This window comes from Spirosoma jeollabukense, assembly GCF_054777855.1.
The window spans coordinates 1-21,123 of record NZ_BAAHAD010000004.1 but is presented as its reverse complement, the minus strand read 5'-3'; the positions used below and the strand labels follow the sequence as shown (position 1 = coordinate 21,123).

The following is a 21,123-nucleotide window of genomic DNA, read 5'->3' as shown; positions in this document are numbered from 1 at the left end:
CCCCATATGGATCTGACGGTCCAGGGTTTTGAGCAAGTGCGCGTGGGCTAATCGTCAATCGGTCGCACCGGTAAGCCGCTGGAACGGCACACCGGTTCGTTGTCTTTTCCCCCTTAAAATAGGTCGGGGGTATATGTGGTCCTTGTTGGGTCGTTGGGGCAGCTTCGTTCGTTGGGCAATTCTCGCAGTATCGCGCCGTTCACCGGCATACACTCGTCTTCGCTTGGAGGGTTTATACCTTATTATTCCAAGTTAATGAAAACGAAAAAAACAAAAGCAGATGCTCAGGAAGAAGCACTGAACATCGATCAACTTGCAATGGAAATTGCAACCAAAGGCATGACTCCATCGGAAATTGCTGCCATAGATTTTAATGATACCGAAGCCCCAGTAGCTAAGGCTGACGTTGAAAAAGCTGTAGACGAAGTTATTGAAGTAGAAGATACGCCACTCACTACGACTCCAGTTACAGAACAAACCAACGTAGTAGCGACAACAGCCACTACGTCGGAACAACCTAAAGTTGATCCCAATCAGATTTTATTTTCCAGCTTAGCCATTTCGAACGAAGTGTTGCAGGCGGTTACGGATATGGGCTTCGTTAGCCCATCACCCATCCAGGCCGAAGCGATTCCGCCAATTCTGGCAGGACGTGATGTGATCGGACAGGCGCAGACGGGTACTGGTAAAACAGCCGCCTTCGGTATTCCCGCTCTTGATCTGATTGACGTAACAGATCGTTCGGTACAGGCGCTTATTTTGTGCCCAACCCGCGAACTGGCGCTACAGGTAGCGGAGGAAATCAAGAAACTGGCTAAATACAAGCGCGGTGTGCGTATCGAAGCTATTTACGGTGGCGATTCCATCGAGCGGCAGATTCGGTCACTCAAGAGCGGTGTTCACATCGTCATTGGTACGCCGGGTCGTGTTATGGACCACATGGAACGTAATACGCTCAAACTTGGCAATGTTAAGATGATGATTCTTGACGAAGCCGATGAGATGCTGGACATGGGCTTCCGCGAAGATATCGAGAGCATTCTGGAAGAGATGCCCGAAGAGCGGCAGACGATCCTGTTCTCGGCTACGATGTCGAAGCCGATCATGCAGATCACCCAGAAATTCCAGAAAGATCCTGTATTGGTGAAAGTCGTCAAGAAAGAACTGACGAACGTCAATATTGAGCAGGTCTATTTTGAGGTAAAAGCAAAAGCGAAAGTTGAGGTTATGTGCCGTTTGATCGACATGTATGACCTGAAACTACTACTGGTGTTCTGTAACACGAAACGTAAAGTAGACGAGATTGTCGAAGACCTGCAAATCCGTGGTTACCAGGCCGAAGGTCTGCACGGTGATCTTCGTCAGGCGCAACGGAATAACGTAATGAGCAAGTTCCGCTCGGGCACAACCAACATTCTGGTAGCCACCGACGTAGCAGCTCGGGGTATCGACGTTGACGATGTCGACGCCGTGATCAACTTCGATATTCCACTTGACGAAGAATACTACGTACACCGCATCGGCCGGACGGGTCGCGCTGGTAAATCAGGCCGCGCATTCTCGTTTGTTGGTCGCGACGAAAAATATCGCTTCCGCGAAATCCAGACATACACAAAAGTAAAAGTTGAGAAAGGTGTTATTCCATCCTTCGAAGACATCGTTGGCGTTCGCAAGGCTCGCTTTATTGAGCAATTGCAGCAAACGATTCAGGAAAGCAAAGACCTGAATCTGTACGATGACCTATTGACCCAGTTACATCATACCGGTTTCTCGACCGAGCAGATTGTGGCCGCTTTGGTAAAACGGAGCATGGGTCTGGAGAAAAATGAATTTGCCGATCAAAACCTCAACCTGGAAGAAGATCGCCGGAATGGTCGCGATAAATACGCAGACCGTGATCGTGGCGCCAGCGCTGGTCGTTTCGAAGATCGCCGGGGTGGATCTGGTTCCCGTTTTGGTGACCGCGACCGTAACGACGGTGGCTCACGGAGCGGAGAACGGGGTGCATCGCGTTTCGGTGATCGCCGTAGCGATGGAGATCGGCCAAGTTTTGGTCGTGACCGGAGTGCCGGGCCGGAACGTCCTCGTTTCAACGATCGGGATGGACGTGGTGAAAGTGCAGATCGCAAGCCTTACTTCGACCGCGATGACAAACGCGTTCCCCGTGAGCGTGAAGCCAACATGACCCGCCTGATGGTTAGCGTTGGGCGAAGAGACTACGTTCGTCCAGGCGACATTGTAGGGGCTATTGCCGGTGAAGCCAATATTCCCGGCAACAGCATTGGCAGCATCGACATCTTTGATAAATTCACTTACGTAGACGTACCGAAAGACGTAGCCAACCGGGTAGTTGACGCCATGGAAGGTAACACAATCAAGGGACATCGCGTCAATATTGAAATAGCCAAATAATTAAACCTTTCAGGTTTGTAAACATAAAAATAGCCACTCCTGGAGTGGCTATTTTTATGTCTGACGTTGTCTATCTCAGCTACTCTTCAAAGTAATAACCGAAGATGATTCCCATCTCGTCTTCACTGGTCAGGCCGAAGCTGACGGCTTTCGTTGTGGTGTTGTTGTACGTGATTTCGGAGGTTAACCCCTCGCCTTTTTGCAAGTCGATAGGTGTCTTAAATGTAATAATATCAGGGTGTGCCCAGTCGGTGGAAGTATACACAACTTCACCGTCCCGACTGCCGCCCTTTATTTTAATCACGAATTTCTCACCCAGCTTATGCATGTGAGAAGTCAGCGCCAGTATTTTTCGCGCTTTGGCAAACGTAAATGACTTGGTTTGCGTCACACGCGTATTAGCGGGTAGAGCAAGGCTCGTATTGCTCAGGTCAAGCGTTTGAACGATACGTTGCACCTTCGCTTTGTCGATCGTGTACAAATTGATTTGAGCTTCCCCTTTCATCACCGCATCGGTGTTATTGACGTAGTGCGAGTTCAGGTCGAGCGATGCCCCGGCGGGCAATACTAATGCCGCGCCCTCTGGAAATGTATAGTCCTGATATTGCGCCTGAGATCCCGCCAGATAGACGTGATTCGACATTGAAATAGCGGTAGCTAGGTTCAGTGAATTGTCGGCATTGCGCAAGTCCCGGATATCATTCAGGCTGGGCAATATCGCCTTATCACGGAAATCGTAGGCTACAAAATGGTGACTCCCGTTCCGCATTTTAATTTCGTAGCGATTAACGTAGATGGGTTGCGTATTACCCACTAGCTGGCGCGTAAACAGTTCTCGCTCAAATTTCGGCTGAATATCAAACAGCGCCACATTCATCTGAACGCCAGTACCCGCAGCCGGGGCTACCAAAGGATCATACGCAACCGTCGTGACCGTTTTGTCATTCAGCAACGTAGCATCAGCAATAGTACCCTCGGCCGGAGCGCCAGCCTCAATCCACCGCCGGACGAACTCAATCTGGCCGTTGGGCAATGGCTGACCACCCAGCGGCATCGGATTGCCGTATAGCTTCCCGCTATGGTGGCTGGCGTCCACACTCAACTTGTGATACAGTAAACTCTCCAGCGAGGCAAATGCCTTGACGCGTTTAAGACCATCGCCCAGTGCCGCACTATTTTTCGGATCAACACCAACCAGATTCTTATAAGCCACACCTGCCGCAAGGACCAACCCATGCTGGGCGAACGTAGCATCTTTTTCAGACGCATGACAGCCCGACGTAGCGCAGGAAGGTGTAAATATTTTTTGCTGAATCAGATCAAATGATGATTCCCCCGTTGGAGTCGGTGCATCTTTACAGGAGATCAGGTTCAGCAATAGTGCCGACGTAATCACTAGTAAACCTAATCGGGTATAAGTCAGGAAGTTCATATGTATTTTACGGGCAAAAAGCCTTTCGAAAGATACTGTAATTTCGCACAATTCCCGTTAAAACCGTAGTACGAAATCCTGTTTAGGCTGCTCTTTGCGAAAGAAAACCAGCCCTACCCAAAACAAGTCGATTGTAACCGTGACGGCCGTATGTGCCTTAATATACGCCCAGGCCTGTTCCATCTCGTCCGACCAGTGAATATCATCGAATACAAACACCGTATCGTTGTGGATAGCACTCAGGCAGGTTTCGAAATATCGTACCGTTGGCTCATAACGATGGTTTGCATCGAAAAACACAAAATCAATTGAGGCCAATGCCGAAATATGCGGAGCCAGTGTTTCGTCCAAATTCCCAACAACGACCGTCACGTTCCCAATACCTAACCGATCGAAATTTTGCTGGGCAGTGGCAGCTGTTTGTGGGCAGCCTTCAAACGTAGTAACATGCCCTCCAAAGGGCTTGGTAGCTTCTGCCAGATAAGCTGTTGTTATACCGAGCGACGTACCCAAATCAACAATGGTTTTTGCCTCGAAGCGCTGAATAAGCCGAAAGAGCAGCCTTGCAAAACGGGCCGGTTTCTGCGAATTACGGGCAATGTCGCCAATGCTACGTTGCCGGGACGAATTCACTTTCGAACCTGCTCCAAAGTCAGCAATAGTAATTGATTGACGATTCCTACGAAGCTCTTTCTGTAAGGACTTGATTGACGCAAATACAGATTTCGAGACCGTTTTGGTCCGGACAACCTGCGTGTATAATGAAAAAAGAAAAGGAGAATGAAGCGAATGTTCGTCGCGGGCGCGACTCAAATAACGAAAATAAGCAAGCAACATACGTAATGCATAACGACTAATGTCTAATGGTAGGATTCAGCAAACCATCATCCATTTATCATCACCCATCATTCATTTTGATTAATTCAATTTATACGGCACAACCATTGTGAATTCGGGAATGGTTACGCGAACTTGCTTGCCGTCGATGATACGTTCGACAAGGTATGTACCAGCCATCTTTCCGATACTTGACCGCAAATTACAGCCCGACACGTATTCGTGGATTTCACCTGGCTCCAGCACGGGTTGCAGACCAACCACGCCTTCACCTTCGACCTCCCGAACTGTGCCGTTAGAATCAAAAATTAGCCAATGACGTCTCAGCAACTGAATCGTATAGTCGCTGGTATTTTCGATGGTTATGCGATAGGTGAATACGTAATGCGCCTGGAGCGGACTGGAATAATCAGCTTGATATTCCGTCTTTACACTAACTTTCACACCTTCTGAGACTGACGAAACCATAAATTTAGTGTCGTTTTGCAACCTTACAACGAAAATTAAGTTGATTAGTTTTGATACGCAAGAACCACTCTCAAAATATTTTTCAGGGAGTGGATTCTGGCGTTTGTAGGCGTATAATGCCGAATCACTTTTATCAGTTCCCTACACATGAATGTATCCATTGCCGAATCGTGGAAAATTCGCTTGCAACCTGAATTCGATAAACCTTATTTCAGCGAATTAGCTGAGTTTCTCCGACAGGAATACAGTACTCAGCGCGTTTATCCACCTGGTCGCCTGATGTTCAACGCCTTTGACAAATGTAGTTTTGAAAACACACGCGTTGTCATCCTCGGGCAAGACCCGTATCATGGCGAGGGACAGGCGAATGGATTGGCTTTTTCGGTAGCAGACGGCATTCCTAAGCCGCCATCATTGATTAATATCTTTAAGGAAATTCAGGACGATTTAGGCAAGCCAATCCCTAAATCGGGCAACCTCGAACGCTGGGCTAGCCAGGGAGTTATGCTGCTCAACGCTACGTTAACTGTTCGGGCCGGACAGGCGGGATCTCATCAGGGGAAAGGCTGGGAAACTTTCACTGATGCCGTTATTAAACTAATCTCGGATGAGAAAAAAAACGTTGTATTTCTATTGTGGGGTGCCTACGCCCAGAAAAAAGGAACCATTATCGACGGCAAAAAGCACCTGATTCTGAAATCAAAGCACCCCTCGCCCATGGCAGCGAATTATGGGGGCTGGTTTGGCAACAAGCATTTCAGTCAAGCCAATGCCTATTTAGAGAGCAAAGGACTGGCACCAATTGAGTGGTAACGTAGCAAAGGGCATTGGGGTAAGGGCATAGGGCCAAAACATTTCCTATGCCCTTACCCCAATGCCCTTTGCCATTTAGTCGATTGTGCGGAACAGGCGGTTCCAGCGGATTTTGTTCCAGACGTTGGCTGGGTTAGGATCAAGCGACATCCAGACAAATACGGCCTTACCAACAATGTGATCTTCGGGCACGAAGCCCCAGAAGCGCGAATCGAGCGAGTTATCGCGGTTATCGCCCATCATGAAATAATAATCCTGTTTGAAAGTATAGGACGTAATAGGCTGACCACCAATTTTGACACTGGTAGGTGTAACCGCTACGTTCTCATTCCCCTCATACATTTCAATGACTGGACCGTAGAGCGCAATCGTCTGCTCATTGATCTGAATAGTTACTCCCTTTTTCGGAATCGTAATAGGGCCAAAATTATCATGGTTCCACTTAAAGGTTGGCGTTCCATATATCTGCGATGACATTTCACCTGGCTTATCCGTCATCGGTTCAATACCTTTTACGAAATCGAACCCTTTAAATTTCTCAATGACGTCTTTAGTGGTCGTAATACTATAGCCAACCATTGTTGATGTTTTGGTCGAGTCGTTGTATTGCTCTAACGGCTTCCAGTTTTCGGTCGGCTGGCTTGGATCGCGGTAGTCATTCACGATATCGTACTTGCGGAAGAACGTAGCATCCAGCACCTCCGTCGTTTTAATGAAGTATTTCTGCTCCGAACGGGGTGGCGCAGGAAATAACTTACCATTCACATACACATCACGTTGCCGGACCTCCAATACGTCGCCCGGAATGCCAATACACCGCTTGATGTAGTTGGTTTTCAGGTCAACAGGATAATCAATATTGTCATTAAGGTATTTGGGAGGCACATTGAACACAACGACGTCACCGTTTTTCACATGGGTAAAACCTGGCAACCGGTATGATGGGAGCTGAATCGCTTTGCTGTAGGAAGGAATGTCCGTTCCCCATATTTTCTGATGCGTTAGCGGCACCTGCAAAGGCGTTCGGGGCGTCCGGGTACCGTAGTGGAGTTTACTCACAAACAGGAAATCACCGACCATCAGACTGTTTTCCATAGAAGGCGTTGGAATGGTGAAGGCTTCCATAAACAGCCACCGAATGAGCGTAGCAGCTACAACGGCAAATAAAACGGAATCAAACCACTCACGAGTAGCCGATTTTCTGGGTTTAGCCGGTTTCACTTCGGCCCTGGTTTTAACTTCAGACATGCTTAATAATGATGAATTATGACGAGACGGCATCGGCCGCTCCAACGCCCATGTGGCAATAAATTACGAACGAAGTATCAGATTAACAGGAGGTAACTACGTCTAAATTAATAACGAAATTACGAAGATGTACTGGTATTGTTTCACCAATCATCCCGCAGAATTTATAATTAGTCATCCACCCAACAGATCCTCCATCCCAAACACACCTTCACGGCCTACAAGCCATTCGGCGGCCACGACTGCCCCTAGTGCAAAACCCTGGCGGCTGTGCGCTACGTGGCGGATCTCAATTTCATCAACATCGGAGTCGTAGCGAACGGTATGTGTACCCGGAACCGTACCTTCCCGTAGTGATTCTATTTCAACCGCATCGGTCGAGTCTATCAAAGACGCACCGGTATCTTTGCCTACCCAGCGACGTTTATTTGGCAAGTGTTCCATCACCCCTTCGGCCAGCGTAATAGCGGTACCGCTGGGGGCATCTTTCTTTTCAGTATGGTGAATTTCGGTCATGGAAACGTGGTAAGATGGATAGTTCCGCATGAACTGCGCCAATACTTTGTTTAACCGAAAAAATAGGTTAACGCCTATGCTGTAATTTGACGCGTAAAAAAACGCCCCTTTTTTCTCAGCACACAACGCTTCGATCTCTGTACGATGGCTAAGCCAGCCCGTTGTGCCGCAAACCACCGGCCAGCCGCGATCAAGGCAGTACGTAATATTCTCAACCGCCGACTCGGGCGAGCTGAACTCAATCACTACGTCTACATCGTCGGGTTTGAGGTTGGCCAATTCAGCATGATTATGGCCGGGGCCGTCCCCACGGTCGATGCGGCCTGCAATCTGGTGACCACGTTCGAGTAAAATCTGCTCGATCGCCTTACCCATTTTACCGTAACCTAAAAGAAGAATGTTCACTTGAATTTATAGTTTACGGTATACGGTTTATGGTAGGTTGGCACATTACTATTCATGCGCAAGCTTACTATAAATCGTAAACCTTATTTAAACGTAAACGCTACCCGAACACCTGGCCCAAAACCGACTCCGGGCATCGGTAGCACATTTGGTTCGACGAGCATCGAAATGTCATCGGTCAAATCAAAAGTTTTTAAATGAGCCGCTACGTTGGCTTCAACGATATTGATTACCCATAATAGACCAGATAACAATAGGTTTAAATCCCGATAACGCCGGAACGTATCATAGGCATTCTTGGCGTTTGCCGTTGTCCGAAAAATACTTTTGCTATCCGAAAAAGGGCTTATTCCAATCGCGACTTCACTTACTGGCAGATACTTGGCCGGTACGAAAAACGGACCGGGATTCACCACAGCGTCGGAATAGGTCCCCGGCGGATACGTTACCTTTATTCCTTCAAGGATTTTATCTCCATACAGCAGTCGTTCATAACCTATGCCAGCCTCTTTGGCCAAGCCCCGGTATTTGACAAATAGATAGCCCATTACACCGAAACCGACGTAAATAAACGGGATTTTATAATATTGTCGATTATAAGCTTGCCCCAGGCCAGGAAGCATTAGCGAGCGAAGGGTTGCCTTACGAGGAATAATCTTATGAATCTGAGCTTCCTGTTTCGCGGTTACCTGGACCGTATCAGGGTTATCCAGCGATGGAGCGTCATCGTCCGTTAAAACAGACGTACCAACCTTTATCCCATTCCGTTGCACGGTTGGAGGAATCGTGTCGGTGGCAGATTGGCCTTGCTTCGTGGAATCAATAGCCGCCGGGGTTGGTGCCGGAGCAATAGCTGGTTTCTGGGCAAAAATTGGCCAGGCTGTACAGAACAATAAGCAAGCCAGCAGTAAGGTTAAAAACCGTTTCATGCACAAACAACGCTCAAAGCTTCCTCGTCCCGACCGGTCGGTTACCCTTTTAAGGTAATTTAACACCGTCACGCCTGCGAGTTAAGTACCTCCAGAATTTTGGTTAGCTCTTCCTGAGAAGTAAACGGTATTTTAATTTCTCCTTTGTGTTTCTCGTCCGCCTTGATAGATACGCGGGTACCAAACATCGATGATAATTTGAACTGGAGACTGCGCATTTCCTGCTTTGGCAACGTAACACGGCGCGTTGACGACGATTCGTGCGACTCCTCAGACAGGTTTCGAACGGCCTCTTCTACTTTCCGAACCGACCATTCTTCGTCGACGACTTTGGTAAAAAGTCGGATTTGGACATCAGGATTCTCAATATTGATGATGGCACGAGCGTGACCCATCGAAATTTTATTATCACGCAGCGATGCCTGAATAACCGGTGGCAACTTCAATAACCGGATGTAGTTATTGACTGTCGTGCGATTCTTACCAACGCGCTCCCCTAATTCTTCCTGCTTCAGACTACATTCGGTAATAAGTCGCTGGTAGCTTAGGGCAATTTCTATCGCGTTCAGGTTTTCCCGCTGAATGTTCTCAATCAGCGCCATTTCCAGCATTTGCTGGTCGTTGGCCGTACGAACATAAGCCGGAATGGTCGTAAATCCGGCAATTTTTGACGCCTGCAAACGCCGTTCACCTGCAATAAGTTGATAACGCTCCTTGCCCAGTTGTCGAACGGTAATGGGCTGAATGATGCCCTGAGTTCGGATTGAGTCGGCCAGTTCCTGTAGCGCTTCTTCATCGAAACGGGTCCGGGGCTGGAACGGGTTTGTCTCGATCAACGACAGACTGATTTCAGTCATCGTACTGATCGACTCAAACGGCGAAGGTTTTGACTGGCGGCTGACCGATTCGCTGTCGTGCAGCAAAGCACCTAAGCCACGGCCCAGTCCTATCATCTTCTTATTCGGTGCTTTGGTGTTTGCGTTGTCCATGTGTAAAGATGTATGATATAGGATGTAGGAAGTATGATGTATAACTACTTTCAGCAATCATACATCATACATAATACATCATACATATTTTAAACTTCATGCGGCATCATGCCATTCTTAATCAGAATTTCGCGGGCCAGATTCAGGTAACTGACGGCTCCTTTGCTGTCGGCATCCTGCGCCAAAGCGGGCACGCCAAAACTGGGTGATTCGCTCAATCGAATATTTCGCGGAATGATGGTACTGAAAACCATCTGCTGGAAATGACTCGTTACTTCACCAACCACCTGGTTCGACAACCGAACGCGCAAGTCATACATCGTGAGCAAAATTCCTTCGATGGTCAGGTGCGTATTCAGTCGCGACTGAATGATCTTAATGGTGTTGAGTAACTTTCCCAAGCCTTCGAGCGCAAAGTATTCGCACTGAACCGGGATGATTACGGAGTCAGCAGCCGTTAAGCTATTGATCGTAATAAGCCCGAGCGAAGGCGAACAGTCGATGATGATAAAGTCGTACTCATCGCGAATGCTGTCGAGTGTACTTTTCATCTTATCCTCCCGATTCTGGAGATTAATCATCTCGATTTCTGCGCCGACAAGGTCAATGTGCGACGGTAATAAATCCAGATTCGGAAAGTCCGTTTGAATAATGGCGTCGTGTGGGCGTACCCCCTCGACCATACATTCGTAAATGCTGTTCTCGATTTCTTTTGGATTGTAACCCAGACCCGACGTAGAATTCGCCTGAGGGTCCGCATCAACAATGAGCGTTTGAAATTCGAGGGCGGCCAAGCTGGCGGCCAAATTGATTGTCGTTGTAGTTTTACCGACGCCCCCCTTTTGGTTGGCGATAGCAATGACTTTACCCATGGGTCTGTGCGTTGCAGTCCCAAAGATGCCGTATAGTTTTCACGAATCCAAGCACTGTTCCACGGAATGTTTCACAAAAGTGAATGGGCGAAAGAGGGAAAGAGCGAAAGAGTGAAGATCCAATTTAACCGGTACTCATTTATTCTTTCTTTCGCTCTTTCTATAATAAGGTCAGGCCCAAACCTTTGTCCCTTCCGTGCAGTTTTGGCACATTTCTATTTCGGAGCGGGAACGTAGTAATGTCTGACGAAAATCATGGTAGGCTGGACCTTGCCATAAATCAGCAAAAGATTGGGTCTGAAGATCACCCATCCGGTGGTGAGCATCTTTATCGAAGCAGCAGGGCACTACAAGGCCATCCCAGGTAATGACACAAGAATGCCACATTTTCCAGCAATGGTCGCCGAACCCATTTTTAATTTGATACGTTCCATCAGGATGTGCAGCGTAGCGGCTATATTGATCAATCGTCGGAATAAGATCAGAACCGTTTTCATAATCGTAAATCTGGGCGGTTTTCAGGCCTACTTCATCCACACCTAGTTCGTGAGCCAGTTTTTTAACTTCATCGATCTGGTGCTGATTAGGCTTCACGACCAGAAACTGAAAGACGACGTGGGGCGTCCGGGATTTTAGTTCTTTCTTCCAGCGAATTATATTCTTCGTGCCTTCGAGCACTTTCTCAAGCTTCCCTCCTACCCGATACTGCTGATATACTTCCTGTGTGGTACCGTCAATGGAAATAATCAAACGATCCAAACCTGACTCAACAGTTTTGCGGGCGTTAGCATCCGTAAGGTAATGAGCATTGGTACTGGTAGCCGTGTAGATATTACGCTCGGTGGCGTATCGGACCAGCTCCAGAAACTGCGGATGCAAATACGGCTCTCCCTGAAAATAGAAAATAAGGTAAAGCAACGTTTCGTGCAACTCGTCGATGGTACGTTTATAAAGGTCTTCACCGAGCATTCCGGTTGGGCGGGTAAAGGACCGCAAGCCACTTGGACATTCCGGACAGCGTAAATTGCAGGAAGTAGTTGGCTCAAACGACACCGACATCGGCAAACCTTGCTGTATCGGACGACCAGTTTGTTTCGCAACGTAGTAACTGTATAGCACCTTCAGCGCGTTAGCCACGCGTTTGGGTGTCAGTTTGGAGGCAAAATTAAGGCCGTCTCTTAGGTTGCGATTCATTGAACAAATGTACAGTCGAAATCACTATCGAAATACCTTTTTCAAGTCAATTGAGTTCTGATTGACCGAGGTTTTAGTTGGATAAACTAAAAACGGCAATCATGCCAGCCGGTACACTCGGCACCCACTTTCCTCAAAAATCACGTCACCCGCCGGTACAGTCGGGATGGTTTTAGGTAAGGCTCCCGTCATACTGGCGGCAAAGACATAGCCAGTTGGCGCAACGTGCGTCCAGACAATATAGCTTCCCTCGCCCTTTTTTTGAGAGACAGGGTGGGGACCTACCAGCCAGCGCGTTTCTTGGCTGACAATATCAGGCCAGATACGTTCGGCAAATTGGCGTATGCGTAAAATAGCTTCGAATTGGGGCGCATTTTGCCCCCAGACAAATGGCCCGTGGGTCACTTTGTCGGGCTGACGGTCGTCCTCAATCCGGAAAACGTATAGTTTGGAGTATTCTTCATTGGCTCCGCGCGTTTCGTGCAGATTGCGTACTTCAAAGCCCAAGCCTACGTAGCTGGGCATGTCGGTGAGAAACAGAGCGGTGAAATAGCGGAATATATTACCCGTCCGGTAGAATTTATCGAATCGCGGATCGTCCTTGTCGGCGGTCATTACCGTGAAGTTTGGGGCGAACCGGTGCGTTCGTGCATACTCATAGTAACTGGCAAATTGATGCTTAAACTCCGTCGAGCCAACTACCAGCGACTGCAAATCGCCCAATGTCGAATCAGCCTCGATAGCGTCGAGGTGATCCGGTTCATTACCGTACCCCATTGTGTCGGGTGGAGCGAGAAACGTTTCCGCAAAAAACGCATAATAAGGCACGCCCTGCGCCTGTACGTATTTTTTTATGGCTAGTAATGGATCATAATACCGGGACGCCGGACCGTTATCAATGTCAGTGGGAACACCACCCGGTCGCATCTGCACATGGGCCATATCGCCCCGCATAAAATCGAAATTATAAGCTCGTTGGCAGTCATAAACCTTCCGGCAAATGTAGTCCCAGGCTGGGCGATTGGGTTGATCGAAATCCAGCTCCCAGTTCCGGTTATTATTCTTTGACTCATAAAACTTAAACCGTGCCAGCGGACCAAACACGCGCGACATAGCTTCTGGTTTATCAAAGGCATACTGATACCAGATCTGCCCGGCGTCATCTACCGTATAATCAGCGGCATCAATGTGCAAGCCCCTATAAGGGGGAGCCATCGTCATGGGCAGCGTTTCGAAACCCAGCGCCGTTAAGTGCCGAAGTAGTGCCACCCGACGATTGAGCCGACCCATGTAATCGTGTGGATAACCGAACAAAATACGCAGCCGCTGATCGTCGATCAGAACGGCGATATCGGTCGAAAAGAAAGCGTCTTTTCCGCAGGTTAATGACGTACCGTCGGCTGGCCCGTGAAACTTCAGAAACTGCCAGATTGCTTCCTCTACGTAGCGATAGACGAAACTGGAATGATCGGCCAGTTTTGCCGGTTTACCACCTTTTTCGTCTCGCTGCACCCATTCAAATAAACAAGGACAAGCCAGTACCATCTCCGAAAAACGGTCGGTATGCGGAATAACATCCATGCCAACCGTTCGACCCATAGCGTGAAGCAGATTCATCACGATCTTGATCTGTTTTTCTACCGAGTCGAGCGCAGGCACGTAACGGGCCAGTTCAACGTCAAAAAACTCGGGATTAATTTGCCAGCTCACCATGCCATACAAACTACCGACAACCCCTGGTTCCCAGATAGGCAGCAGGTGAATACTATCATGACTGGCGGGCAGGGTGAATACGTAGTTGATAACATTCCAGAACGAGCCAACCGTCCGGACATTAACACCGACCATATTGCTACGTTTCAGCCACGAACTATCGGTGTAGACCTTCGCCGGGCTGTCGATGGTTTCATTGGGGTTCAAGGCTCGGCGAAGCGTCTCGGTGCCCAGCCGTTTATGCAGGATTTCGAGCGTCTGATAAACCGAAAATTTCACCGACGTTTGAGGAAGCAGATTAGGTATAAACGTCGAACGTCCTGACTGATAGGGCTCTGTGTACATTGCGTACTGTCGATACCAGTCGGCTTCTAAATCGGCAATGGAGTTCAGCATAGAACAAATGTAATCAGTTTTTATAAAACCAACTTATCCTCCTTTTCAGCCTGATACCGACGATACAGCCGCCGGAAAACTATTCCCGGTCAATACGTTCTCAATACTTTTAAGCGGTGGTTTTTATTGATCCGCACGTGTGGATTACTGATAAGATGAAACAATATTCCACTCACGACCAGGGTTCCAACAACCGGCAACGTATTCGTATAAAAGCCTCGGTTATTGACAACATCCGCCAGTAAATAAACGCCCCCGGCAATTGGAAAGAGCGTACCGGCCGCTGTAATGAATGGAATTCGCCGGTGCAGAAAAACGCGTTGTATTTCATCGAAACGAAAGGTAACGGGTTCGTCACGATTCATAACCTGGTTGGCCATCAGTACACTAAACGTACTATCAGTAATGTCGTAAAGCTCTTCCCGATATTTCTCGCCCCGTGCTTTAAAATGAAGTTCGTCACCCACAAAAAACCGGTACCGCCGGAAACCACCCAGCGTATGATTCACATCAAGAGCCAGATATTTGGAAGGACGTAGTAAGGCAGTGTAAGAAGGGCCCTTTCGTTGCAGAAGTTGCTCTGATGTAAGCGTATCCTGCGGTTGAGCCGATGAATAGGGAGCAATCAATAAAATAAAATTCAGTAATAAAAGTGAACAGCAGGCACGGTGTGACTTCATAATAACACTAGTTGCATTAGTTGCTATAACACCAAAAGTAAGTAGTTGGCGCAATTTTTATAAAAATTTAACCCATTCGCTGTGCGTTGGCTAATTTGCAACCATGATTACTGCTGACCAACTCCGTTCGTTTACCGAACAAATTTTCATTGCCATCGGCTGTTCCGAAACCGATGCCCGTTTAGCTGCGGATGTCCTCGTTAGTGCCGATCTCCGGGGTGTTGATTCGCATGGTGTGGCACGCTTGCCAGGCTATGTCCGGCTCTATGATATTGGCCGTCTGAACCCACAGCCCCGTATCAAAATCGTCCACGAAAGTCCATCCACAGCCGTTGTGGATGGCGACCGGGGCTTGGGGCTCGTTGTCGGTCCGTGGGCTATGCAGGTCGCCATCGAAAAAGCACGCATCGCCGGAACAGGCTGGGTGGCAGTACGTAACTCCAATCATTTTGGCATTGCAGGCTATCATGCCTTGCTGGCCGCTGAGCACGATATGATCGGGCAGGCCATGACGCACGCAGCGCCACTCGTTGCGCCAACATTTTCGCTGGATAAGCTTTTGGGTACAAACCCCATAGCCGTAGCCATCCCGGCGGCTACCGAACCTACTTTCCTGGCTGATTTTGCCTCAACAGCCGTGGCCTACGGCAAACTCGAAATTCTACAGCGCAAAGGACAAAATATTCCTGAAGGCTGGGCCCAAAACGCCGAAGGGCAACCTACTACCGACGCTAACGCTGTTCGTAACGGAGGGGCACTATTACCACTCGGCACCGACCGCGAACACGGTTCCCACAAAGGGTATGGACTTGGCGCTATAGTCGATATTTTTTCGGGTGTACTTTCTGGAGCCAATTATGGACCGTGGGTACCACCTTTCGCCACGGCCGGATTTATGAAGGCCGATGAAGGTGTTGGTGTTGGCACCGGACATTTCTTTGGTGCCATGCGGATTGACGCGTTCCGGCCCGCCGACGAATTCAAAACCCACATGGATACGTGGATTCAGCGATTCAGGCAGGCAAAAGCCATTGAAGGACATCAGGTTTTAATTCCCGGCGATCCCGAACGAATGATGGAAGCGGAACGATTGGCTAACGGCATTCCGGTAGTAGAACCCGTCATTAAAAGTCTTGAAGAATTGGGCGAGCGATTCGGGGTGAACTTATAATCGATATGTAGCGTGCGTGGAAACCCGCGCTACCAGAATCAAAACTCTCATGAATTATAGAAAACTTGGCAAAACGGGATTCAATATTTCCGAAATCAGTCTCGGCACCTGGCAGGTAGGTGGCAAATGGGGTGAGCCCTTTAGCCATACCAATGCCGATCATATACTTAATGCCGCCGTTGATGCCGGTATCAATTTCATCGACACGGCTGACGTGTATGGCAATGGAGAAAGTGAAAAAGCCGTAGGACGACTTGTCCGCTCCCGGTCCGAACAAATCTACGTAGCCACCAAGTGTGGTCGACGGCTACAGCCACACACCAATGAAGCCTATCAGCCTACAGCGCTACGTACGTTTGTTGAGGATAGCCTGCGAAATATGGGATTGGAAACCCTCGACTTAATTCAACTCCATTGCCCGCCGACCGACGTCTTTTACCGACCCGAAATTTTTGAGCTTTTTGATCGACTGAAAGACGAAGGAAAGATCCAGCATCTGGGCGTGAGCGTCGAGAAAGTAGAGGAAGGGCTGAAAGCGATTGAATTTCCGAACGTAACAACGGTACAAATCATCTTCAACATGTTTCGGCAGCGCCCCGCTGAACTGTTCTTCACAGAAGCCCGCCGACGGAACATTGGTGTTATTGTTCGCGTGCCGCTGGCGAGTGGGTTGCTGACAGGCAAATTTAGTGCTGAAACGAAATTCTCGGCTGATGACCACCGCAATTTTAACCGGCAGGGAGCGGCATTCGATAAGGGAGAGACTTTTTCGGGAGTCGATTACGAAACAGGGCTGACGGCTGTTGAGGAACTACGCGCTATTTTTCCTGACGATACCAACTTAGCCCCCGACGCCCTTCGCTGGATTCTAACGTTCGATGCCGTCAGTTGTATCATCCCCGGTGCCTCGACGCCCGCTCACCTGACCTCCAATCTTCAGGCGCTGGAACGACCTGCTCCTTCGGCTGAACAGATGGCCGCTGTGAAAGCCATTTATGACGAACGTATCAAAAACCCAGTGCATTATCTGTGGTAAACTCCTTATGAATTTGAGCATATAGGTATCGGGAGCACCAAGGATTTGAAGACAACTTGGTGCTCCTGATCTCTCTATATGGGTAAAACCGATGAAATTATTTACCGAAATAAACCTGAAAGCCTAAGTTGAGATTCAGCGCTTTGGGAATGTTTGGTGTCAAGGCATTGGCACTACCAGCCAGAAGCGTGTTAAGTGATCCGGTAGCTCCCCCCGTATAGGTTAGACCCAAATCGAAGCTTACCGATTTATTTAGAAAGAAAGCCACGCCCCCCGTTAAGCTGTACAGAGCGTCGGTACTTGAAGCAGCGTTAGAGCCATTGCTTGATGCAGATGTATTGACGATACCCACCGATCCACCAAAAAATGGCTTCACTTGAGACGGCCCAACGTAGTAACGCAAGAAAGGGGTTAGCCCGATCTGGGTAGCCCGGGAGCCATTTGAGCTGACATTGAAAAACGGTATCCCAGCGCCAATTACCAGATTATTAGCCACAAACCAGCCGTAGGTCGGTTGGAGGCTAATAATTGTACCGCCCCCACCTGATGTCGGTATCGTTATATTTCCAACACTAACGCCCATTAGGCGATTGCCTTTCTCTGTCTGGGCCATAGCCGAAGAAAACCCCAAAACAAACAGAATGAACACAAAGAGTATTGATTTCATAGCATGTGTATAAGTCTGGTATACATAACATGACTATGAAATTATCCATTTGTTGTCGTGTTTAATGCAAAAATCCTGGCTCATGTCAGGATTTTTGCATTAAACACGACAACAAATCGTCTACTTGCCCGAAACGGCCTTCTTGAACGTACCATCTGAGCTAAACAGCAGAAGTACGCGCTTACCAGCGACTGTTGTGATACTAACGATGTAATCACTGGTCTTTGCCTCCTGAACCGCTTTATTGATCGTCGACCCGGCGTAATTGGCCGTGATATACGTAGTAATGGCAGTTGGCAGGCTTGATACGGCCACCTCTTTCAGATCGGGGCCCTTTCCTGGGTGAGGATGGTGCGTTGAATCACCAATCGCAGGTTTTGGATGATGAGCCGAATCACCGGGTGGGTGATGGCGGACGGAATCACCCGGCATACGATGATGGGTTGAATCGCCGGGTTTATGTTTAGGCTTGCCATCAGCTACTTTCACGAACGTACCATCTGCGGCAAAAAGTAATAATTTGACGCTGCCGTTCACCGTAATCGCTACTACATAATTTCCTTTCTCATCTTTCTTCGCTTCCTGCACGGTGGCCCCAGCATAATTAGTGCTGATATACGTAGTAATAGCCGTTGGCAGACTCGATACGTCTACGGTCGTTAGGTTATGTGGGCCGGTTAGGGTCGTACTCGCAGCGCCCGATGTCCGGGCCGACCCATCCGTAGACGGATCAACCGAATTACGGTTACAGGCATTCAGGCTCACGACTAAGGCGGCCACACAACTGAACATAAGCAGTGTTTTCATAGAACTAATAGATTGGTTTATTAAGCATGACCAGCCTTTTCTGGTAACACTATTGCCCTTACGTTCTAAGTAAAAATACTGTTGCATCGGCCAAAAAAAATAAACAGAATAGCCGAAATGAGGCAATCAAGGGGAGTTTGGATTAAAATTATTATAAAGTAAATACGTAAATAAAGCCGTGGATGAGGCTATCGGTCTGGCGTATGTTTCGTTCCGCACTACGTAGTAGCTAAGAAATATTTATCAAAATGATTTACTATTAAAACTTTACTTTTGCACCGTTTTGTATCGCCTAATACCTAACACTGCCATATTCTATTTGGCTCAGTCCGTAATCATACATATATTGTTGCATGAAAAAACAAAATGCCCGCCAATCTCAGTCGCAGACAAGTAAAGGGATGACTCAGTCACAGAGTCAGGCCACCACTAATTTTTCGTTTACCAATTATAAGACTGAGAATTTTTTCGATGAGATGTTCTCCAACGAAACGCAGGTCCGGCATGGGTATGAACCTTTTCGTCAGCGCGTTGAGCAACTTACACAAGAAGATCTCATCGGGCGGCAACACGCGGCCGAACGCGCTTTGATGAGCATGGGCATTACCTTCAACGTTTATTCGGAAGGCGAGGGCACCGAGCGTATCATGCCAATTGACATTATTCCCCGTGTCATTGAATCGACCGAATGGAACAATCTCGAAGCTGGGCTAATTCAGCGAATAAAGGCGTTGAATATGTTTCTGGATGACGTCTACAATGAGCAGAACATTCTGAACGATGGTGTCGTCCCGCGCGACTTGATCGAATCCAGCAAGTCGTTTCTGACACCTTGCCTGGGTGTCAGGCCACCAAAGGGTATCTGGTGCCATATTACAGGTACCGATTTAATTCGGGGCGACGATGGCCAGTATATGGTTCTGGAAGACAATCTTCGTTGTCCGTCGGGCGTGTCCTACATGCTCGAAAATCGCGAACTTATCAAGCAAACGTTCCCTGAAGTACTTGCCCAGACGGGCGTTCGGCCTGTGTCGGATTACCCAACCCGGCTGCTTCAGATGCTCCAGTTCATTGCCGACCGCCCTAACCCAACAGTCGTTGTATTGACCCCCGGCATCTACAATTCGGCTTATTTCGAGCATTCTTACCTGGCTCAGCAAATGGGCGTCGAGTTGGTAGAGGCTCGTGATTTAGTCGTTTCGGGCGGTTATGTTAAAATGCGTACCACAAAAGGATTCCAGATTGTCGATGTGATTTACCGACGTATCGATGATACGTTCTTGGACCCTAAAGCCTTCAATCCGGATTCGATGATTGGGGTACCGGGTATTTTTGAGGTATACAAAAAAGGACGTGTTGCCCTGGCTAATGCTCCCGGAACGGGCGTTGCCGATGATAAGGTGATTTACGCCTACGTACCACGTATCATTAAATACTATCTGGGCGAAGAAGCCATCATTCCAAACGTAAAGACATACATCTGCCGGGAAGAGGAGGACTGCAAGTATGTGCTGGAAAATATTGAGCATCTGGTCGTGAAAGAAGCCAACGAAGCGGGTGGTTACGGGATGCTTATTGGCCCCAAAGCCCCCCCCGAAGAACACGAATTATTCCGCCAGAAAATTCTGGAAAATCCCCGCAACTACATTGCACAACCAACTATTTCCCTCTCGCGGGTACCTTGTCTGGTCGGTGCCCAGGCCGAAGGACGGCATGTCGACCTGCGGCCCTATATTCTCTACGGCGATGGTGTTAACGTCATTCCTGGCGGCCTGACGCGTGTTGCGCTCCGCAAAGGCTCGCTCGTGGTTAACTCCTCTCAGGGTGGTGGTGGAAAAGACACCTGGGTGCTGTACTGAAAAAAAGGAGTAAGGGGCAAAAGTGGTAAGGCGTAAAGAACGACATGAAAGCGATAGGACTACATTAGATCCTTATACCTTTCGCCTTCTTTTACGCCTTACCACTTTTTCAATACATTTTTTGTCCGTAAAATCGTTGTAACGTTGTGTTGAAAACGCGATAACTTTATGCGGTTAGTTTATACGATTGGGCTGTGGAGCCTTTTTTTGGGCGTGGTGCTGGTTCCCACCAGTAGCCAGGCCACTCACGTGCGAGCGGGCGAAATTACTACCAGACGCATCTCGGCCACTTCGCTTACTTATGAGATCACTTTCACCGCTTATTTTGATGAGCAGAAAGGAAGTGTTGCGGCTGGACAAACGACATCTACAGTAATATGTTTTGGTGATGGTACCACGGCAGACGTCCCTCGCCAATTGCCCCGTACGTTTATTAATGGGCGTACGTCCTCGATTAACATCTACAAAACGGTCCATACCTATCCCGGACCAGGGGCTTATACCATTAGTACAACGGTCATTAACCGAAATGAAGGCACCAAGAATTTACCACCGGCAAACCAGTCACAAAATATTAGTTTCTTCGTCTCGACGACGATTCTGATCAATGCCAACCTGGGCTTGAACTCTACCCCCGTCATGCTCAACCCACCCCTGGACTCCGGACGCGTCAACCAGA

General features: G+C 48.4%; 18 protein-coding genes and 1 pseudogene. 6 read left to right on the top strand and 13 right to left on the bottom strand.

The window, feature by feature from the left end:
• The first annotated feature begins 255 nt into the window (after positions 1–255).
• Entirely contained in the window at positions 256–2,412 is a 2,157-nt protein-coding gene (locus ACYVEA_RS16945) for a DEAD/DEAH box helicase (RefSeq protein WP_461114618.1), read from the top strand.
• A 79-nt stretch (positions 2,413–2,491) separates the two neighbouring features.
• On the opposite strand, the gene ACYVEA_RS16940 is transcribed toward ACYVEA_RS16945, so the two are convergent.
• The 3 genes from ACYVEA_RS16940 to apaG form a co-directional block, all read right to left on the bottom strand.
• Positions 2,492–3,844, bottom strand: coding sequence for a monooxygenase (locus ACYVEA_RS16940; RefSeq protein WP_461114617.1), 1,353 nt, complete (start codon positions 3,842–3,844; stop codon positions 2,492–2,494).
• 57 nt (positions 3,845–3,901) lie between these two features.
• Positions 3,902–4,681 (bottom strand): O-methyltransferase, encoded by a 780-nt coding sequence (locus tag ACYVEA_RS16935; protein ID WP_461114616.1) that lies wholly within the window; start codon positions 4,679–4,681, stop codon positions 3,902–3,904.
• An 81-nt stretch (positions 4,682–4,762) separates the two neighbouring features.
• A complete protein-coding gene (gene apaG / locus ACYVEA_RS16930) occupies positions 4,763–5,149 on the bottom strand; it encodes a Co2+/Mg2+ efflux protein ApaG (RefSeq protein WP_093827195.1) in 387 nt (128 codons plus the stop codon).
• 147 nt (positions 5,150–5,296) lie between these two features.
• On the opposite strand from apaG, the gene ung reads away from it, so the two are divergent.
• Positions 5,297–5,962: a uracil-DNA glycosylase gene (gene ung / locus ACYVEA_RS16925; RefSeq protein WP_461114615.1), complete on the top strand. Its 666-nt coding sequence runs from the start codon at positions 5,297–5,299 to the stop codon at positions 5,960–5,962.
• Between the two features lie 75 nt (positions 5,963–6,037).
• On the opposite strand, the gene lepB is transcribed toward ung, so the two are convergent.
• The 8 genes from lepB to ACYVEA_RS16885 form a co-directional block, all read right to left on the bottom strand.
• Positions 6,038–7,210: a signal peptidase I gene (lepB, locus tag ACYVEA_RS16920; protein ID WP_461114614.1), complete on the bottom strand. Its 1,173-nt coding sequence runs from the start codon at positions 7,208–7,210 to the stop codon at positions 6,038–6,040.
• Between the two features lie 174 nt (positions 7,211–7,384).
• Positions 7,385–8,131 carry a 4-hydroxy-tetrahydrodipicolinate reductase gene (gene dapB / locus ACYVEA_RS16915; RefSeq protein WP_461114613.1) on the bottom strand — a complete coding sequence of 249 codons (747 nt, stop codon included), beginning with the start codon at positions 8,129–8,131 and terminating at the stop codon, positions 7,385–7,387.
• Between the two features lie 83 nt (positions 8,132–8,214).
• A complete protein-coding gene (locus tag ACYVEA_RS16910) occupies positions 8,215–9,060 on the bottom strand; it encodes a DUF5683 domain-containing protein (protein WP_461114612.1) in 846 nt (281 codons plus the stop codon).
• A 68-nt stretch (positions 9,061–9,128) separates the two neighbouring features.
• Complete coding sequence (locus ACYVEA_RS16905) at positions 9,129–10,049, bottom strand: ParB/RepB/Spo0J family partition protein (protein WP_461114611.1); 921 nt, start codon at positions 10,047–10,049, stop codon at positions 9,129–9,131.
• A gap of 89 nt (positions 10,050–10,138) precedes the next feature.
• Positions 10,139–10,921: a ParA family protein gene (locus tag ACYVEA_RS16900; protein WP_093827207.1), complete on the bottom strand. Its 783-nt coding sequence runs from the start codon at positions 10,919–10,921 to the stop codon at positions 10,139–10,141.
• Between the two features lie 171 nt (positions 10,922–11,092).
• Positions 11,093–12,115 (bottom strand): SPASM domain-containing protein, encoded by a 1,023-nt coding sequence (locus ACYVEA_RS16895; RefSeq protein ID WP_461114610.1) that lies wholly within the window; start codon positions 12,113–12,115, stop codon positions 11,093–11,095.
• A 99-nt stretch (positions 12,116–12,214) separates the two neighbouring features.
• Entirely contained in the window at positions 12,215–14,224 is a 2,010-nt protein-coding gene (locus ACYVEA_RS16890) for a hypothetical protein (protein ID WP_461114609.1), read from the bottom strand.
• Positions 14,225–14,313: 89 nt separating this feature from the next.
• The gene (locus ACYVEA_RS16885; RefSeq protein WP_461114608.1) at positions 14,314–14,904 is read right to left on the bottom strand and encodes a hypothetical protein; all 591 of its coding nucleotides are present in this window, start codon (positions 14,902–14,904) and stop codon (positions 14,314–14,316) included.
• A 103-nt stretch (positions 14,905–15,007) separates the two neighbouring features.
• Here ACYVEA_RS16885 and ACYVEA_RS16880 point away from each other — a divergent pair, with 103 nt between their 5' ends.
• Positions 15,008–16,075 carry an Ldh family oxidoreductase gene (locus tag ACYVEA_RS16880; RefSeq protein ID WP_461114607.1) on the top strand — a complete coding sequence of 356 codons (1,068 nt, stop codon included), beginning with the start codon at positions 15,008–15,010 and terminating at the stop codon, positions 16,073–16,075.
• A gap of 49 nt (positions 16,076–16,124) precedes the next feature.
• A complete protein-coding gene (locus ACYVEA_RS16875) occupies positions 16,125–17,111 on the top strand; it encodes an aldo/keto reductase (RefSeq protein ID WP_461114606.1) in 987 nt (328 codons plus the stop codon).
• A 97-nt stretch (positions 17,112–17,208) separates the two neighbouring features.
• Here the strand turns inward: ACYVEA_RS16875 and ACYVEA_RS16870 are convergent, their stop codons facing one another.
• The gene (locus ACYVEA_RS16870; protein ID WP_461114605.1) at positions 17,209–17,778 is read right to left on the bottom strand and encodes a hypothetical protein; all 570 of its coding nucleotides are present in this window, start codon (positions 17,776–17,778) and stop codon (positions 17,209–17,211) included.
• Between the two features lie 120 nt (positions 17,779–17,898).
• Positions 17,899–18,585 (bottom strand): PepSY-like domain-containing protein, encoded by a 687-nt coding sequence (locus tag ACYVEA_RS16865; RefSeq protein ID WP_461114604.1) that lies wholly within the window; start codon positions 18,583–18,585, stop codon positions 17,899–17,901.
• 353 nt (positions 18,586–18,938) lie between these two features.
• Between ACYVEA_RS16865 and ACYVEA_RS16860 the strand changes: the two genes are divergently transcribed.
• Both ACYVEA_RS16860 and ACYVEA_RS16855 read left to right on the top strand, forming a co-directional pair.
• Positions 18,939–20,444: a circularly permuted type 2 ATP-grasp protein gene (locus ACYVEA_RS16860; protein ID WP_461114603.1), complete on the top strand. Its 1,506-nt coding sequence runs from the start codon at positions 18,939–18,941 to the stop codon at positions 20,442–20,444.
• 168 nt (positions 20,445–20,612) lie between these two features.
• A pseudogene (locus ACYVEA_RS16855) lies at positions 20,613–21,123 on the top strand (gliding motility-associated C-terminal domain-containing protein); the annotation flags it as partial.

Bases quoted from the DNA above. Each gene is read 5' to 3' on its own strand.
- ACYVEA_RS16945 (WP_461114618.1), top strand. From the start codon at position 256: ATGAAAACGAAAAAAACAAAAGCAGATGCTCAGGAAGAAGCACTGAAC.
- ACYVEA_RS16940 (WP_461114617.1), bottom strand. From the start codon at position 3,844: ATGAACTTCCTGACTTATACCCGATTAGGTTTACTAGTGATTACGTCG.
- ACYVEA_RS16935 (WP_461114616.1), bottom strand. From the start codon at position 4,681: ATGTTGCTTGCTTATTTTCGTTATTTGAGTCGCGCCCGCGACGAACAT.
- apaG (WP_093827195.1), bottom strand. From the start codon at position 5,149: ATGGTTTCGTCAGTCTCAGAAGGTGTGAAAGTTAGTGTAAAGACGGAA.
- ung (WP_461114615.1), top strand. From the start codon at position 5,297: ATGAATGTATCCATTGCCGAATCGTGGAAAATTCGCTTGCAACCTGAA.
- lepB (WP_461114614.1), bottom strand. From the start codon at position 7,210: ATGTCTGAAGTTAAAACCAGGGCCGAAGTGAAACCGGCTAAACCCAGA.
- ACYVEA_RS16910 (WP_461114612.1), bottom strand. From the start codon at position 9,060: ATGAAACGGTTTTTAACCTTACTGCTGGCTTGCTTATTGTTCTGTACA.
- ACYVEA_RS16905 (WP_461114611.1), bottom strand. From the start codon at position 10,049: ATGGACAACGCAAACACCAAAGCACCGAATAAGAAGATGATAGGACTG.
- ACYVEA_RS16900 (WP_093827207.1), bottom strand. From the start codon at position 10,921: ATGGGTAAAGTCATTGCTATCGCCAACCAAAAGGGGGGCGTCGGTAAA.
- ACYVEA_RS16895 (WP_461114610.1), bottom strand. From the start codon at position 12,115: ATGAATCGCAACCTAAGAGACGGCCTTAATTTTGCCTCCAAACTGACA.
- ACYVEA_RS16890 (WP_461114609.1), bottom strand. From the start codon at position 14,224: ATGCTGAACTCCATTGCCGATTTAGAAGCCGACTGGTATCGACAGTAC.
- ACYVEA_RS16885 (WP_461114608.1), bottom strand. From the start codon at position 14,904: ATGAAGTCACACCGTGCCTGCTGTTCACTTTTATTACTGAATTTTATT.
- ACYVEA_RS16880 (WP_461114607.1), top strand. From the start codon at position 15,008: ATGATTACTGCTGACCAACTCCGTTCGTTTACCGAACAAATTTTCATT.
- ACYVEA_RS16875 (WP_461114606.1), top strand. From the start codon at position 16,125: ATGAATTATAGAAAACTTGGCAAAACGGGATTCAATATTTCCGAAATC.
- ACYVEA_RS16870 (WP_461114605.1), bottom strand. From the start codon at position 17,778: ATGAAATCAATACTCTTTGTGTTCATTCTGTTTGTTTTGGGGTTTTCT.
- ACYVEA_RS16865 (WP_461114604.1), bottom strand. From the start codon at position 18,585: ATGAAAACACTGCTTATGTTCAGTTGTGTGGCCGCCTTAGTCGTGAGC.
- ACYVEA_RS16860 (WP_461114603.1), top strand. From the start codon at position 18,939: ATGAAAAAACAAAATGCCCGCCAATCTCAGTCGCAGACAAGTAAAGGG.